Below are 14,791 nucleotides of genomic sequence, written 5' to 3' on the forward strand. Positions count from 1 at the left end.
CATTGCAACGGTCTGTTCGCGCATGGGGAAAGTAGGAATGAGGCGGTTAGAGACCTCAAACCTACTTCTGCTCTGCCGAGCAGACTTTTTTTGTGCTCTCCAACTACTCCGCAACTTGGGTTACTTACATTAAGAACGTCATGCTGAGCGCAGCCGAAGCATGACGTGTATGGTTACTTCTACCGTCCCCGCCGCTTCAGCGCCTTCACGCCGGGGTTCGAGCCGCCCTTCTTGCCCACGTTGGCCTTCGAGCCCTTGGTGCTCTTTTTCTTGCCTTCGGCGAAGGCCTTGCCGGTGCGCTTGTCAATCGTCACGCCGGGCTTAATCCACTCCTTCTTCTCGTGAAAAGCGCCTTGGAACGTGGGGTCCAGCTTCTTGCGGCGCTCGTCGAGCTCGCGGCCCATTTTCTGTTGCTCCTCAAAAGGCGTTTCCTCAATCACCACTTCTTCGGGCAGCGGCAATAACTCAATCTTCTGGTTGATAAGCAGTTCAATCTCGCCAATGTGCACCATCTCCGCCTCGTTGGCGAAGGTGATGGCCGCGCCCGTATGCAGCGCCCGGCCCGTGCGCCCAATGCGGTGCACGTAGTCGTCGTGCACAATCGGCACGTCGAAGTTGATAACGTGCGTCACCTGCGGCACGTCGATGCCGCGCGCGGCCACGTCGGTGGCCACCATGTAGCGCACCTCCCCGGCCTTGAACGAGTCCATGCTGTTCATGCGCGCATTCTGGCCCTTGTTGCCGTGAATCACGCGCACCTCGCCGGCCGGGGCCTTGCGCTCCAGGAAGTGGGCCACCTGGTCGGCGTGCTGCTTGGTGCGGCAGAAGAGCAGCACCCGCGTCATGGTTTCAATGTCGCGGTGCAGCAGGAAGTGCAGCAGGTTGATTTTAGTGAGCAGGTTGGGAGCTTCGTACATCACCTGCGATACCGTGGAGGCTGTTTTGGCCGGCGGGCTCACCTCCACCCGCACCGGGAACTCCAGGAATTCCTCGCTCAGCGCCGTCACCCGCTCGGGCATGGTGGCCGAGAACAGCGCGTTCTGCCGCTTGCGCGGGATGATTTCCAGAATCCGCCGAATCTGGGGCATAAAGCCCATGTCCATCATCTTGTCGGCCTCGTCCATCACCAGGGTTTTCAGGTCGGTCAACCGTACCGCGCCCTTCAGGTAGATTTCCAGCAGCCGGCCCGGCGTGGCCACCAGTATATCGAGGCCTCCGGCAATGGTTTCCATCTGGGTTTTCGGCCCCAGGCCGCCGTAGATGGCAAAAATGCGCAGGTCGGTATTCACCGCCAGCGCCTTCAGATGCTTCTCAATCTGCATGGCCAGCTCCCGGGTAGGAGCCAGTACCAAAGCCCGTGGGTTGGTGCCCTGGGCATATTTTACCTTCATGAGCAGCGGCAGGCCGAAGGCAGCCGTTTTGCCGGTGCCGGTCTGGGCGATGCCCAGCACGTCGTGCCCGGCCAATAGTAGCGGGATGGTTTGCTGCTGCACCGGCGTAGGGTCGGTGAAGCCGGCGGCGGCCACGGCCGAAAGCAGTTGTTTGTTGAGCTTGAAATCGTTGAACGATGGGGTGGTAATGGGTTCCATTTTGCAAAGGTCGGGTTTTTGCGGCGGGTAATCGGCAGTGAGATTGAAATTGGTCGTCATGCAGAGCGTAGCGAAGCATCTTTACCGCTTCGTTGCAATGGAGTTGATTACTACTGCGGTAAAGATGCTTCGCTACGCTCAGCATGACGTTTTTTGACGCATACGCTGCCCCAACGAAGAATTTTTTTTGCCCAGTCCCACTTCCTTTTCTATCTTTGCACCACCAAAACCAACCTGGTAGATATAGCTCAGCTGGTTAGAGCGCCGGATTGTGATTCCGGAGGTCGTGGGTTCGAGCCCCATTATTTACCCAGAAAAAAAGTCCCCGGAGAATTTTCCGGGGACTTTTTTGTTGCTTGCAATTCGTTACTCCCTCATTACCTCACCAAACTATTTCGCAATGAGCCTGCTCGTTATCGGCAGCGTCGCCTTCGACGCCCTGGAAACGCCTTTCGGCAAAACCGACAAAATCATCGGTGGCGCCGCCACCTACATCAGCCTCTCGGCTTCCTACTCGCTGAAGCCGGTGAAGCTGGTGGCCGTGGTGGGCGATGACTTCCCGCAGTCCGATATTCTGCTCCTCGAAGAGCACGGCGTGGACGTGGAAGGCCTGCAAATCAAGGAGGGCGAGAAGTCGTTCTTCTGGTCGGGCAAGTATTCGCAGGACCTCAATTCGCGCGAAACCATCACCACCGAGCTCAACGTGCTGGGCAGCTTCGACCCCATCATTCCGGATGCTTACCAGGACTGTAAGTACCTGATGCTGGGCAACCTGGCTCCGCAGGTGCAGCGTCTCGTCATTCAGCGCCTCGTGAACCGGCCCAAGCTGATTGTGATGGACACGATGAACTTCTGGATGGATATTGCCCTGGATGACCTCATCGCCACCATCGAAATGGTGGACGTGCTCAGCATCAACGACGAGGAAGCCCGGCAGCTCAGCGGCGAGTATTCGCTGGTGAAGGCGGCCAAGAAAATCATGGGCATGGGCCCGAAATTTCTTATCATCAAGAAGGGCGAGCACGGCGCGCTGCTTTTTCACAAGAGCAAAATTTTCTTCGCGCCGGCGCTGCCCCTGGAAGAAGTATTCGACCCAACCGGAGCTGGCGACACGTTCGCGGGCGGCTTTATCGGCCACCTCGCCGCCACCGACGACATCAGCTTTGAAAACATGAAACGCGCCGTGATTCACGGTTCGGCTATGGCTTCGTTCTGCGTCGAGAAATTCGGCACCGAGCGTCTGCTCAACCTCTCGGCCGAAGAAGTGGAAGCCCGCGAAGCCCAGTTTGCCGAATTGGTGAAGGTGATGCCCGCGGTGGTCGTTCCGGCGTAGTTCGGGCATTGGCTTGGCCCAAGACGGACAACCTTTTAGTGGCAGATGGGTACAACTTCCTATCATTCACTTTAAACTGCTAACGCCATGGGACACGCTAAGAAAGACACCGACCTTCAGAACGAAAAGACGTCCGTTAACCCAGCGGCCAATACCAAAAGGAAGAGCACCCAGATGCAGAGCCCGAACACGACCGATGTATCGGCTCACGGCAACACCACCGATGGCAACAGCGCCGGGCACGGGGTAAATAATATCCGCAGCAACCCCCAAAACAACAAGCCGATGTCGGTGAATAAAGGCCCGATGAGAAAGGGCGCCGACAACAGCAAGGACCACTAGTAGCTGGTGCAGCATCAGTAAAAGGCCCCGCCGGACGAATCCGGCGGGGCCTTTTTTGTTTGTAATACGGGTGCAATCGGTTCAAAACGTCCATCCCAACCACTGCTGAAATCCCTGCTGCTGTGCCGCATCGGCCGTTTCCAGCTTGTCTACCAGGTAGCGTTGCCCAAAGCGCACATTGGGCGTAGCGGTCAGCGTCACCGTCAGCAGCCGGTTTTGGCGGAACACGCTCACTTCGTACTGCGGGGCACCGCTGCTGAGCAGGCTTTGCAGGTTCATATCGACGCGCCGGCCATTCACGGCCACTATTTCATCGTCCACGGTCAGGGCCACTGCGGCCGGCGAGCCGGGCCAGATGGCGGTTACCTCTGTCCGCTCGTTTTTCACCACCGTGCGGAAACCGAAGATGCCCTCCGAGGCGGAGGCGTTTTCGCCCACCAGCAGCTGGCAGCCCACGGTGTGCAGCACCTTGGCCAGCGACTCCGTCAGCGGGGCCGTGCCGTAAATGAACTTATCGAAATAGGCGTGCATGTCGCGCCCGGCCACTTCGTTCACAATACGGATATAATCGTCCTCCGTGTAGCCAATGCCGGTTTTGCCGAATTCCTCGTACAGCCGCCGCATCACATCATCGAGGCTGCGGGCGTGGCCGGAGAGCTGCCGCAGCGTCAAGTCCAGAATCAGGGCTGCCAGCGCGCCTTTGTGGTACACCGATACCTTGCGGTCGGGCACGCCGGGCTTGTAGCCGTCCAGCCAGAGGTCCATGCTGGCATCGGCCAGCGAGAGGTTTTCGCCGCCGCCATCGTCGTAATGCTTGCGCAGCACGGTATTCAATTCCTCAAAATACTGCGCTGGCGTGTGCACGTGGCAGCGCGCCAAGAGGTATTCGCCGTAATAAGTGGTGATGCCTTCGGCGATGAAGCAGGTGCGGAAGTAGTTCTCGCGGCTGTAGTCGTAGGGCTGCATCTCGGCCGGCCGGATGCTCTTGATGTTCCAGGTGTGAAACAGCTCGTGGCAGCTCACGCCCAGCAATTCCTTGTACAGGCCCTCGCTCATAATCAGCTCAGCCGGCCCCAGCGTGATTACCGTGGAGTTGTTGTGCTCCACGCCATGGTAGTGTTTGTAAGGCAGAAACTGATTCAGGAAGTGGTAATCAGCTACCGGAAAGCCGCCAAACAGCGTCAGTTGCTCCTCCGAAAAGGCCTTGAAATCTGCCAGAATGCGCGGCCAGTTCAGCGGCGCTTCGCCCTGCACCCACACGTGGAAAGGCAGCCCGCCGGCCTCGTATTCCTGGTGCACCAGCGTGGGACTGGCGATGAGCGGCGAATCCGCCAGGTGGTCGAAATCCTGCGCTGCCAGCGTATTCGGCGCGGTTTGGGGCAGGCCGCAGGCTATCTGCCAGCCCTCGGGCAAGGCTAGCGTCAGCTCACAGGCTTCCAACTCACGGCCTGCTACATACATCAGCGCCTGCACGGGGTTCAGGTACAGCTGCGTCTCATCGAGCCAGGAGCCGCCAGCGTCCATCTGGTGCGCGTAGAAATTGTAGCGCACCCGCACGGTGCGGCCGGCGGCGTTGGGCACTGCCCACCGGTCCTTGGTGAGCTTGCGGTAGGGGAGGGGCTGGTTGGTAGTGGCATCTTCTACCACCACTTTCTGCAGCTTCTGCGCGAAGTTTTGCAGCTCGTAGCGGCCGGGCCGCCAGGCCGGCAATTGCAGCTCCAGGGGCGCGGCGGCATCAGCAGCCACGTCCAGCGTAAGCTGAATTTGGAGGTAAAACGTGAGCGGGTTTTCGTAGGAAACGTGGTAGTGAATCATCGCCAAAACGGGTTAAACGGGACTAAAGCTACTGCCCGCTTCCGACCCAAACGTAAAAGTGGCTGAGGGCCTTGCCTTTTCCAGACAAAGCCCGTACCTTTGCCGGCCCAACTTGAAACTACACATAAGATGAAACGCACCTATCAACCTTCGAAGCGCAAGCGCGTTAACAAGCACGGCTTCCGTCTCCGCATGGAAACCGCTAACGGCCGTAACGTACTGGCCCGTCGTCGTGCCAAAGGCCGCAAGCGCCTCACCGTATCCGACGAAGGCAAGCACAAGCGCTAGTGTAATTAGCCATTAGCCAAGAGCTTTTTAGCCCTTAGCTAGCAGATTGCCGCATTGCTGAGACAGCGTTATTTCTGTCGCTGCAATGCGGCTTCGCTATTTTAGGGATTTCCAGAATAGTGTTTTGCTGTTTCGGCAGTGGTTAAATACGTAAGCAACGTGAACGAGCTACCCGCTAAGGGCCCAATCGAAGGCCCCCGCTCTCAGCCAGCAGCTAGAAAATATACCTTCCCGAAAGAGGAACACCTGTGCCGCAAGAAGCTCATCGAAGAGCTTTTTAGCAAGCAGAGTTCCTCTTTTGGCGTTTATCCCCTGCGCATTGTCTGGATTCCGGCCCCGGCCCCTACCAGCGCGCCGCCCCAGGTACTCATCAGCGTGAGCAAGCGCACCTTTAAGCGGGCCGTGGACCGCAACCGGCTCAAGCGGCTCATCCGCGAGGCCTACCGGCTCAATAAATATCGACTAACTGAGCAACCCAACGGGCATCCAATCGCTCTTCTGGGTATTATCTTCACGGGGAAGGAAAAAAGTCCGCTGACGTTGGTGGAAAAAAAATTAATTTCCGCTTTCCATCGTTTGTTGGGCACGTCGGCTGAGGCATCCGCTTCACCGCCCGCCGCGTAGATTCGTCTCTTGCTACTCGTTATTTATGACTATCCGTAAAAAAGTACTCGCTACGCTGGCCCTGGGCACGCTGGGCCTGGTGTCGTTTCGCGCTGCTTCTGATAACGAGCGGTACTTCGAAATTGCCAAGAACCTGGATATTTTCGCCACGCTCTTCAAGGAAGTCAATACCTATTACGTCGACGAGATAACGCCGTCCAAGCTGGTGAAAACGGGCATTGAGGCCATGCTGCGCTCGCTCGACCCCTACACCAACTACATCCCGGAGGACGATATCGAGGACTTCCGCACCATGACTACCGGGCAGTACGGCGGCATTGGGGCCTCGGTGGTGAAGCGCAACGGCAAAACCGTGGTGCAAAGCGCCTACGAAGGCTATCCGGCCCAGAAAGCCGGCCTGCTTCCCGGCGACGAAATCCTCGACATCAACGGCGTTATCGTTGATAAAAAGAGTAACGGCGACATCAGTAAGCTCCTCAAGGGCCAGGCCAACTCGATGGTGAAGCTCATGGTGACCCGCTACGGCCAGGATAAGCCGGTCGAAATCAACATTACCCGCGATAAAATTCAGGTTGAAAACGTGCCCTACATCGGCATGATTTCCACGGATGTGGGCTACTTCCAACTCGGCGGTTTTACGGTGGATGCGGGCAAGGAAGTACGCGCCGCCGTGACCAAGCTCAAGGAGCAGGGCGCGAAGAAAATCGTGTTCGACATCCGCGATAACCCCGGTGGTCTGCTTAATGAGGCGGTCAATATCTCCAACCTCTTCATCGACAAGGGCCTCGACGTGGTGAGCACCAAGGGCAAGGTGACGGAGTGGAACAAGACCTACAAGGCGCTCGACGTGCCGCTCGATACCCAGATTCCGGTGGCCATCATCACGAGCAACCGCTCGGCTTCGGCTTCGGAAATCGTATCGGGCGTGCTGCAGGACTACGACCGCGCCGTGGTGGTGGGTGAGCGCACTTTTGGCAAGGGCCTCGTGCAGGCCACCCGCCCGCTGAGCTACAACTCGCAGCTGAAGGTGACAACCGCCAAATACTACATCCCGAGCGGCCGCTGCATCCAGGAAATCGACTACGCCCACCGTAGCGACGATGGCTCGCTGGGCAAATTCCCCGATTCGTTGCGCACGGCTTTCAAAACCACCGCTGGCCGCACCGTGTACGATGGCGGCGGCGTGGCCCCCGATATCGAGGTGAACGACCGCGAAATAGCCGACATTACCCGCATTCTGCTCCAGAAAAGCTACCTTTTCGACTACGCCACCCGCTACCGCGCCGAGCATCCCACCATCGTGGCTGCCCGCCAGTTCAAGCTCTCGGACGTGGATTACCAGAAGTTCGTGGCTTACCTCCAAGGCAAAAACATCAGCTACAGCACCGATGCTGAAAAAGCCCTCACCGACCTCAGCAAGAAGGTGAAAGAGGAAAAGCACTACGACGACGTGAAGCTGGAGCTCGAAGGCCTCCGCAAAAAAATCACGATGAACAAGGCTAACGACCTGCAACGCTTCAAGCCCGAAATCAAGGAGCTGCTGGAGCAGGAAATCGTGTCGCGCTACTTCTTCGAGAAAGGCCGCACCGAAGCCGGCTTTGATGATGACCCCAATATCATCGCCGCCGTGGCCGTGCTGAACGACCCAAACCGGTATGCTGCGTTGCTGAAGCCGAGCGGGCAGGCGGCGAGTGCGAGGAAGTCGGCAGGGACAAAGTAATTAAGCCCGAATAAGTTTATTATGAAGTTATATTTTGCTCTACTGGTCATTATTTGCTGGGTTTTTACAGCCTGCACACCACAGCAAAAGCATGAAGTTGTAAAAACGAACGGTGTCAATCCATTAGCGTGGATTGACACCGTTCGTTTTAATAGCAATTTGACGGAAGCCCAAAGTAAGCAAGTCTACTTGGTCCGCAACAGTGAAGAAGATTATGAAAAATTAACTGACACAGCACGGATTGCGCTGCGGTTTTCTTGGCGGCGAGCTTTTCATCCATACATGGTCGTGCGTATTGAAAACCGCCCAGAAATTCGTGATTCAAGCGGTGTACGCAAGCTATATGAAGAGTGGTTTGGCCTTTATAAAGAGGATGTTTCTCGTCTGAATCATGACTGTCCAGTTGAAAAAAACGGCAAATGCTTCGGAAAGCCACTTCCATTTATACATCAACAAAATGTTGTTCTATTAAAAGTTAACGAGATTCCACATATCGTTGAAGAATTACATACAATGGGGTTCTGGCAAATGAAACCATCTTATAATTCCATAGTGCCGCACACGGATGGCTCAAATTGGACCTTAGAGGTTTTTTATAAAGGCAAATACAAAGCGGTGACCACCGACATTCCCAACAAGTCAATCAAACGGCTTTGTCTGGAAATGTTAAAAATGAGTGGTTACAAATCAAAGTCAAACGAAATTTATTAGTGCTCCTCCTCTCCCTCGAAACTTCGTCCCCCGTTTGCTCGGTGGCCCTGCACCGCATAGCCGACGGCTCCCTAGTCGGTCAATCCGAGCTGCGGCTCGATAAATCGCACTCCACCCACCTCACCGTGCTCATCGAGCAGCTGCTCGACAATACCAGCCATCAACTGGCCGACCTCGCCGCCGTGGCCGTGAGCGACGGGCCCGGTTCCTACACCGGCCTGCGCATTGGGGCCGCCGCCGCCAAGGGCCTGTGCTTCGCGCTGGATATTCCGCTGGTGGCCGTGCGTACGCTCAAAGCGCTGGCGGCGCAGGTGGCAGCCGGTACCGCCCGGCCCGAAAACCACCTCTTTTGCCCCATGCTGGATGCCCGGCGGCAGGAAGTGTACGCTGCCATCTACACCCACGAGGGGCAGGAAGTGCTGGCGCCCACGCCCCTCATTCTCGACGCTGATACACTGACCGAACAATTGGCCCGGCATTCCGTGTTGTTCTTTGGTAACGGCGCGGCGAAGTTTCGGGCGGTGCTGGGCGATTCGGCACAGGCTGGCTTTTTGACCGGTATCGAGCCGTCGGCGGTATCGGTGGGAGCGTTGGCCGTGGCGGCTTTTCATCGGCAGGAATTCCAAGACCTCGCGTACTACGAGCCTTTTTATCTGAAAGAAGTGTACACCACCACGCCCCGGTCCTGAGCTTTCGGGCTAGTGCCGGTAGCCCTGCCAGGTGCCGCCGTAGCGGTAGCCCGGCTGGGTCTTCGCTTTTAGGCAACAGCTCTCGCAGACAAAAACCCAGCTTTTGCTTCCGGCGGCCGTTTGTATCCGATACAGCGTGGTAGCTTCCTGCTGGCAATGCGCGCAAAGTTTGGTTTTCATGGTTGCTGGCTTATCGTCCTCTGTGCTGTAACTGTTGCCTGCGAAGCACTGTTCTAACTTATTCTCCTGATAATTTCTTATGGATACGGAACCTCTCTTCGTCAACCGCGTCGCCAACTCCGGCCTCGTCACCCTCAACCTGGAAGAACTCATCCACCCCGGCGAGCGGGTCGTGTACGACATCAAAGACAACCTCTTCCACGGCCTGATGCTGCGCGAAAAGGACTTCCGCGAGTTCGTTAAAACTAACGACTGGGCGCCCTACGACGGTAAAAACGTCGCCATTATCTGCTCGGCCGATGCCATTGTGCCCACCTGGGCCTACATGCTGCTCGCCACCAAGCTCCAGAATCACGCCCACCGCTACATCTTCGGCCACCTCGATTCCCTGGAGCAGTCGCTGTTTGAAGAAGCCATCGCCGCCATTGATATCGAAGAGTACCGCGACGCCAAAGTGGTGGTGAAGGGCTGCGGCAACGTGCCCGTGCCCACCTTCGCCTACGTGGCCATCATGCAAAAACTCCTCCCCGTGACCAGCAGTGTGATGTACGGCGAGCCATGCAGCACCGTGCCGCTCTATAAAAAGCCGAAAGCCACCAGCTTAGCGGAGTAGACAATGCTCCGCTTGTCATGCTGAACGTAGTGAAGCACCTTATCACGTTGAGACGACTTGTTCTGACGTGGTAAGGTGCTTTACTGCATTCAGCATGACCGGGGCGGTTAAGCACGGCAACTGGTTCGCATCTTTGCACCATGCCCGAGCTTCCCCGAATACCCTACAAAATCACCTTCCTAACCGGCGCGGCCATTGTTATTGCCAATATGGTGGGCACGGGCGTTTTCACCAGTCTCGGGTTTCAGGTAATGGGCATTCAGAGTGGCTTCGCGCTGCTGATGCTGTGGCTGGTGGGCGGCCTGATTGCCCTGTGCGGCGCGGTGAGCTACGCCGAGTTGGCGGCGGCCATGCCCCGTTCGGGGGGCGAATATCATTATCTGAGCCAGATATACCACCCCGCGCTGGGCTTCCTCTCAGGCTGGGTATCGGCCACGGTAGGCTTCGCGGCCCCCACGGCGCTGGCCGCGCTGGCCTTGGGCGAATACGCCAAAAGCGTGTGGCCGGGCCTGCATCCGCAGTGGCTGTCGGTGGCGGTAGTGCTGGCCCTCACGCTGGTGCACGGCAGCAGCACCCGCGTCGGCAGCCGTTTGCAAGTCATCATCACGGCGCTAAAAGTCGCGGTGCTGGTCATCTTCATTGGTGCGGGCATGGTGGTGGGGGAGGGGCAAGCCATCAGCTTCGCGCCCGATGCTGCTGGCTGGCAAGCCCTGCTGAGCCCCGCCTTCGCCGTGAGCCTGGTGTATGTGAGCTACGCTTACTCCGGCTGGAACGCGGCGGTATACGTCACCGGCGAAATTGAGAATCCCAAACGCAATTTGTCGCGCATTCTGCTGGCCGGCACCGCCATTGTGCTCCTATTATATGTTGGGCTTAATTACGTATTCCTGCGCTCCACGCCGATAGCCGGTTTGCAGGGCCAGCTGGAAGTCGGTTTTGTGGCGGCTACGTCCCTTTTCGGCCCCCTCGGCGGCCGGCTGATGGGGGGCGTTATCGCCGGCTTGCTCGTTTCCACCATCAGCTCAATGGTTTTTGCCGGCCCCCGCATCGTGCAAACGATGGGGGAGGATATCGGCGCTTTGCGCTTCCTGGCCCCTAAAAGCCGCGCTGGCATCCCCGTGCGGGCTTTGCTGCTGCAAACGGTTATCACCTTGGCGTTTATTCTAAAACCCAGTTTTCAGGGAGTACTCGTCTACGCCGGCTTCGTGCTGAATCTGTTCACTTTCCTCACGGTGCTGGGCCTGTTCGTGCTCCGCCTTCGCCAGCCCGATTTGCCGCGCCCCTACCGCGCCTGGGGCTACCCCCTCACGCCACTCATTTTTTTGGGCCTGAGTGGCTGGACGTTGGCCTTCATCCTGCGTGATAAACCCATGGAGTCGCTCTATGGCCTGGCCACACTGGCCGTTGGCGCACTCGTGTACTTTCTCACGACGCGCCTAGCCGTTTCTCCAACCATCAGCAAAGGGTAACGAAACCATCCCAGGCTGACTCCCCCTCTCTGCGAGAGAGGGGCCGTGCCCGGCAGGGGCTGGGGGGGGGGGCGAGGTGAGCCGGCCGTAACTTGCAGCCTCAAACACTCCTCTTATATAATGTCCCTCCGCACCGCCGTGCTTCGGCTCCTGCCCGCCGCCTTGCTCCTGCTCTCCGCTTGCTCCGAGTCGAATACCAAAACCGAAACCGCGACTTCCGCCAAGGAAGAAACCATGGCCACCACGGCCGATGCCATCGATTCCAGCAAATCAGCATTGCCCGCTACGGCCAAAACTGCCGCTGCCACCCCGCGTCCCAACCGCCTCACCGCCCCCGATACCACCTACGCCCAGGATGTGGCTCTGTTCCTCGGTGGCCAGCAGCCCAGCCAGCACAGCAACCTCACCCAGCTCGCCGCCACGCCTGCCTGGCAGGCATTTGCCCAGGACCAGGACAAAAGCTGGGATAAATACCGCGCCACCCACACCACGCGCATGACCCAGTGGGCCGCCACCGAGCTTGATTCCGTGCACGCCAACAGTTCCACCATCTTCTACCCCTTCAGCGGCCCCGATTTCCTGAACGTCTTCACGATGTTCCCCACCAGCCAAACCTATGTCCTGATGGGGTTGGAGCCCGTCGGCAGCGTTCCGGCTCGCGCTTCGCTGGCGAATCCCAAGTTATTCCCCGCTGTTAAGGCCTCGCTCTGGTCGGTGCTGAATTTTAGCTTCTTCCGCACCAACGACATGGCCGTGGACCTAAAATCCGTCGAGCTCGACGGTGCCCTGCCGCTCATGATGCTCTTCGCCGCCCGCACCGGCAACCAAATCACCGCCATCCGCCCCGTGCAGCTCGATGCCGCCGGCCAGCTTCAGGACGCCCCCAAAGACACCACCCAAGCCCCCGACCCAAAATCTGTCCCCGGTGTCGAAATGAAGCTCCGCGGCCCCGACGGCCAGTCCAAAACCGTCTACTACTTCTCCGCCGACCTCAGCGACTGGAAACTCAACGCCAGAAAAGCTCCCCTCGAATTCGTGCGCCACCTTGGCCCCCTCACCACCTACGTGAAATCGGCCACCTACCTCATGCACAAAAGCTACTTCAACCAAGTCCGCCGCACCGTCCTCCGCCGCAGCCGCTATATCCTGCAAGACGATTCCGGTATCGCCATGAAGTACTTCCAAAAAGGGGCCTGGCAGTTCAATTACTACGGCACCTACCGTCGCCCCATCAACCTCTTCGCCAAACAATACCAGCCCGAGCTCACCACCGCCTACCGCGACACCCTCCGCAAACCTAAAGCCCTCCCGTTCGGCACCGGCTACAACTGGCGTCAAACCGACTCCAATCTTCTTCTCGCCAGGCGCTTGGTTCCCCTAGCCGACTAATCTTCGTATAGAATCAGCCCCACAGGGCCGTGGTGGCAACATCACGGCCCTTTCTATTTTGATATTCTATGAAAGCGCCCCATCAATCCTCCGCCTCACTACACTACACAATAGGAGTAGCCTTTCTACTAACGATAACAACCCTGGCAGCCCTGGCCTCCATAAGTCGTCTGGCACCCCCTCTCCACGGGAGAGGGGCCGTGCCCGGCAGGGGCAGGGGGGTGAGGTTAACGCCAGGAGACTCCCCATTACTAGACTCCTTATTAAAAGCCAATGCTCAACTAGCCCGAGTCGCCACCAACCCCAAATACGAGCTTCAAATCATCTACACCCAAATCAACCGCGACGCCCGAAACCGCCCCACTTTCATCCCCCACACCTACCACCTCAACCCTCAACAATACTTCAACCCCGCCAGCCTCGTCAAACTCCCCGTCGTAGCTCTTTCCCTCGAAAAGCTCAACGACCTCCACAAACCGGGCCTCACCCGCCGCACCATCATGGCCACCGGCACCGCCTACCGCTGCCAAACCCCCGTCCCCTTTGCCGCCCCCGCCGATTCCGACCGCACCGCCACCGTCGGCAACTACATCAAGCGAATGCTCCTTATCAGCGATAACATCGCCTACAACCGTCTCTACGAATTCCTCGGCCAGCGCCCCCTCAACGACCGCCTCGCCCAGCTTGGCCATCCCACCGTCCGCATCACCCGCCGCTTCGCCCCCTGCGACACCACCGCCAATCGCCACACCAACCCCATCAGCTTCCACACCCCCCAAGGCGATACTATATATAAGGAGCCCGCCAAATTCAATCCCGTGCCCTATACCAGTCCCCTCGGTCGCGTCCTCAAAGGCCGCGCCCACCAGTCCGGCAGCCGCGTCATCCCCGAACCTTACGATTTCACCACCGCCAACCACCTCCCACTCCCCGATATCACCGCCCTCCTCCAAAGCATCCTCTTCCCCGAATCCGTCCCCACCGCCCAGCGCCTCCGCCTCACCCCAGCCGACTACGCCTTCCTCCGCCGCTACCTCCACGCCACCCCGCACGAGTCCGGCTTCCATCCCTACGCCCCCGCCCGCTACTTCGACGCCTACAAAAAGTACCTCTACTACGGTCGCAACCCCGACCTCCCCCGCCAATCCACCCTCCACATCTACAACATCGTCGGCATGTCCCACGGCTATCTAGCCGATGTCGCCTACTTCGCCGACTCCCTCCACCAGTCCGAATTCCTCCTCAGCGCCGTCCTCTACGTCAATCAGGACGGCATTATCAACGACGGTGCCTACGAATATGATAGCATTGGCCAGCCCTTTCTAGCTCAATTAGGCCGCCAAATCCAGCAATACGAAGCCCAGCGCCCCCGCCAACACCGCCCCAACCTCATCGAATTCTTCGCCCCCGAACCTATCCGCTAAAAATATTCCCCCGCAACTCCCACCCAACTCCCTGAAAACGAACTGCCCCCCGCACCAGTCCCCACGGCTATCCAACTATTTGTCGTCATCCCCTTGCGTCTTCCAAATTCCCCCGTACTTTTGCACTCCCAAAACGAACGGAGTTGGGCAGCAGGACGCGACGAAAAAGAAATTTCTCTTCCGCCTTGGTTCTTCCAAAAAGCCCCTTACCTTTGCACCCCGCCACGAATCAACCGGATTCAGGGCCTCGAAATTCAAGCCTGCCTCCGCAACGAAAGTTGTGAAAGAAGCTTGAAAATCGAAATAAGCACTTACCTTTGCACCCCGAATCGCACTAACCGAGTGCCACTCGCCGCAAAGCGAACGAATAAGGAAAAAGAAATTCCCTCTCTTCCTTGTCAGTTCAAAACTTCTGCTTACCTTTGCACTCCCAATCGCAGGAAAGGGAATTGAAAGCAAGAAAAACCGGCTACTTCGATAGCCACACGGCCACACCAACTGGGTTTGGCACACGTTCTTTGAATGTTTGGAAAAGACAAATAGTAAGGGTGGCTTGCCGCAAGGGAAGCCACAGAAATTACGAACGTAACATCAAATTGAACTCG

General features: G+C 57.8%; 15 protein-coding genes and 1 tRNA gene. 13 read left to right on the forward strand and 3 right to left on the reverse strand.

Going from position 1 to position 14,791, the window contains the following annotated elements:
* Positions 1-179 precede the first annotated feature (179 nt).
* Positions 180-1,589, reverse strand: coding sequence for a DEAD/DEAH box helicase (locus ABD819_RS20930; protein WP_345127562.1), 1,410 nt, complete (start codon positions 1,587-1,589; stop codon positions 180-182).
* Between the two features lie 237 nt (positions 1,590-1,826).
* On the opposite strand from ABD819_RS20930, the gene ABD819_RS20935 reads away from it, so the two are divergent.
* The 3 genes from ABD819_RS20935 to ABD819_RS20945 all read left to right on the forward strand — a co-directional run bounded on the left by ABD819_RS20935 (position 1,827) and on the right by ABD819_RS20945 (position 3,264).
* Positions 1,827-1,900: transfer RNA gene (locus ABD819_RS20935), tRNA-His, on the forward strand.
* A gap of 89 nt (positions 1,901-1,989) precedes the next feature.
* Entirely contained in the window at positions 1,990-2,922 is a 933-nt protein-coding gene (locus tag ABD819_RS20940) for a PfkB family carbohydrate kinase (protein ID WP_345127564.1), read from the forward strand.
* An 87-nt stretch (positions 2,923-3,009) separates the two neighbouring features.
* The gene (locus ABD819_RS20945; RefSeq protein WP_345127566.1) at positions 3,010-3,264 is read left to right on the forward strand and encodes a hypothetical protein; all 255 of its coding nucleotides are present in this window, start codon (positions 3,010-3,012) and stop codon (positions 3,262-3,264) included.
* An 81-nt stretch (positions 3,265-3,345) separates the two neighbouring features.
* Here ABD819_RS20945 and ABD819_RS20950 read toward each other — a convergent pair whose 3' ends face one another.
* The gene (locus ABD819_RS20950) at positions 3,346-5,079 is read right to left on the reverse strand and encodes a M61 family metallopeptidase (protein WP_345127568.1); all 1,734 of its coding nucleotides are present in this window, start codon (positions 5,077-5,079) and stop codon (positions 3,346-3,348) included.
* A 129-nt stretch (positions 5,080-5,208) separates the two neighbouring features.
* Here ABD819_RS20950 and rpmH point away from each other — a divergent pair, with 129 nt between their 5' ends.
* The 5 genes from rpmH (at position 5,209) to tsaB (ending at position 9,111) form a co-directional block, all read left to right on the forward strand.
* Positions 5,209-5,367 carry a 50S ribosomal protein L34 gene (gene rpmH, locus ABD819_RS20955; protein ID WP_046246180.1) on the forward strand — a complete coding sequence of 53 codons (159 nt, stop codon included), beginning with the start codon at positions 5,209-5,211 and terminating at the stop codon, positions 5,365-5,367.
* 159 nt (positions 5,368-5,526) lie between these two features.
* Complete coding sequence (locus ABD819_RS20960; RefSeq protein ID WP_345127570.1) at positions 5,527-5,991, forward strand: ribonuclease P protein component; 465 nt, start codon at positions 5,527-5,529, stop codon at positions 5,989-5,991.
* Between the two features lie 25 nt (positions 5,992-6,016).
* A complete protein-coding gene (locus ABD819_RS20965) occupies positions 6,017-7,711 on the forward strand; it encodes a S41 family peptidase (protein ID WP_345127572.1) in 1,695 nt (564 codons plus the stop codon).
* A gap of 21 nt (positions 7,712-7,732) precedes the next feature.
* The gene (locus ABD819_RS20970; protein ID WP_345127573.1) at positions 7,733-8,422 is read left to right on the forward strand and encodes a hypothetical protein; all 690 of its coding nucleotides are present in this window, start codon (positions 7,733-7,735) and stop codon (positions 8,420-8,422) included.
* Positions 8,422-9,111: a tRNA (adenosine(37)-N6)-threonylcarbamoyltransferase complex dimerization subunit type 1 TsaB gene (gene tsaB, locus ABD819_RS20975; RefSeq protein WP_345127574.1), complete on the forward strand. Its 690-nt coding sequence runs from the start codon at positions 8,422-8,424 to the stop codon at positions 9,109-9,111. Before ABD819_RS20970 ends, tsaB begins: the two co-directional genes overlap by 1 nt.
* 9 nt (positions 9,112-9,120) lie before the next feature.
* Here tsaB and ABD819_RS20980 read toward each other — a convergent pair whose 3' ends face one another.
* Entirely contained in the window at positions 9,121-9,291 is a 171-nt protein-coding gene (locus ABD819_RS20980) for a hypothetical protein (protein ID WP_345127576.1), read from the reverse strand.
* Between the two features lie 79 nt (positions 9,292-9,370).
* Here ABD819_RS20980 and ABD819_RS20985 point away from each other — a divergent pair, with 79 nt between their 5' ends.
* The 5 genes from ABD819_RS20985 to ABD819_RS21005 form a co-directional block, all read left to right on the forward strand.
* Positions 9,371-9,904 (forward strand): DUF2480 family protein, encoded by a 534-nt coding sequence (locus ABD819_RS20985; RefSeq protein ID WP_345127578.1) that lies wholly within the window; start codon positions 9,371-9,373, stop codon positions 9,902-9,904.
* Positions 9,905-10,044: 140 nt separating this feature from the next.
* Positions 10,045-11,373 carry an APC family permease gene (locus ABD819_RS20990; protein WP_345127580.1) on the forward strand — a complete coding sequence of 443 codons (1,329 nt, stop codon included), beginning with the start codon at positions 10,045-10,047 and terminating at the stop codon, positions 11,371-11,373.
* Positions 11,374-11,493: 120 nt separating this feature from the next.
* Complete coding sequence (locus ABD819_RS20995) at positions 11,494-12,762, forward strand: hypothetical protein (protein WP_345127582.1); 1,269 nt, start codon at positions 11,494-11,496, stop codon at positions 12,760-12,762.
* 221 nt (positions 12,763-12,983) lie between these two features.
* On the forward strand, positions 12,984-14,186 hold the full coding sequence (locus tag ABD819_RS21000) for a serine hydrolase (protein ID WP_345127583.1): 1,203 nt from the start codon (positions 12,984-12,986) through the stop codon (positions 14,184-14,186).
* 422 nt (positions 14,187-14,608) lie between these two features.
* A partial coding sequence (locus ABD819_RS21005) for a hypothetical protein (RefSeq protein ID WP_345127585.1) occupies positions 14,609-14,791 on the forward strand: 183 nt, incomplete at its 3' end.

Origin of the sequence: Hymenobacter antarcticus (assembly GCF_039539545.1) — a bacterium.
GTDB classification, from domain to species: Bacteria; Bacteroidota; Bacteroidia; order Cytophagales; family Hymenobacteraceae; genus Hymenobacter; species Hymenobacter antarcticus.

Excerpts from the sequence above, each read along its gene's own strand:
- ABD819_RS20930 (WP_345127562.1), bottom strand. The coding sequence starts at position 1,589 with ATGGAACCCATTACCACCCCATCGTTCAACGATTTCAAGCTCAACAAA.
- ABD819_RS20940 (WP_345127564.1), top strand. The coding sequence starts at position 1,990 with ATGAGCCTGCTCGTTATCGGCAGCGTCGCCTTCGACGCCCTGGAAACG.
- ABD819_RS20945 (WP_345127566.1), top strand. The coding sequence starts at position 3,010 with ATGGGACACGCTAAGAAAGACACCGACCTTCAGAACGAAAAGACGTCC.
- ABD819_RS20950 (WP_345127568.1), bottom strand. The coding sequence starts at position 5,079 with ATGATTCACTACCACGTTTCCTACGAAAACCCGCTCACGTTTTACCTC.
- rpmH (WP_046246180.1), top strand. The coding sequence starts at position 5,209 with ATGAAACGCACCTATCAACCTTCGAAGCGCAAGCGCGTTAACAAGCAC.
- ABD819_RS20965 (WP_345127572.1), top strand. The coding sequence starts at position 6,017 with ATGACTATCCGTAAAAAAGTACTCGCTACGCTGGCCCTGGGCACGCTG.
- ABD819_RS20970 (WP_345127573.1), top strand. The coding sequence starts at position 7,733 with ATGAAGTTATATTTTGCTCTACTGGTCATTATTTGCTGGGTTTTTACA.
- ABD819_RS20980 (WP_345127576.1), bottom strand. The coding sequence starts at position 9,291 with ATGAAAACCAAACTTTGCGCGCATTGCCAGCAGGAAGCTACCACGCTG.
- ABD819_RS20985 (WP_345127578.1), top strand. The coding sequence starts at position 9,371 with ATGGATACGGAACCTCTCTTCGTCAACCGCGTCGCCAACTCCGGCCTC.
- ABD819_RS20990 (WP_345127580.1), top strand. The coding sequence starts at position 10,045 with ATGCCCGAGCTTCCCCGAATACCCTACAAAATCACCTTCCTAACCGGC.
- ABD819_RS20995 (WP_345127582.1), top strand. The coding sequence starts at position 11,494 with ATGTCCCTCCGCACCGCCGTGCTTCGGCTCCTGCCCGCCGCCTTGCTC.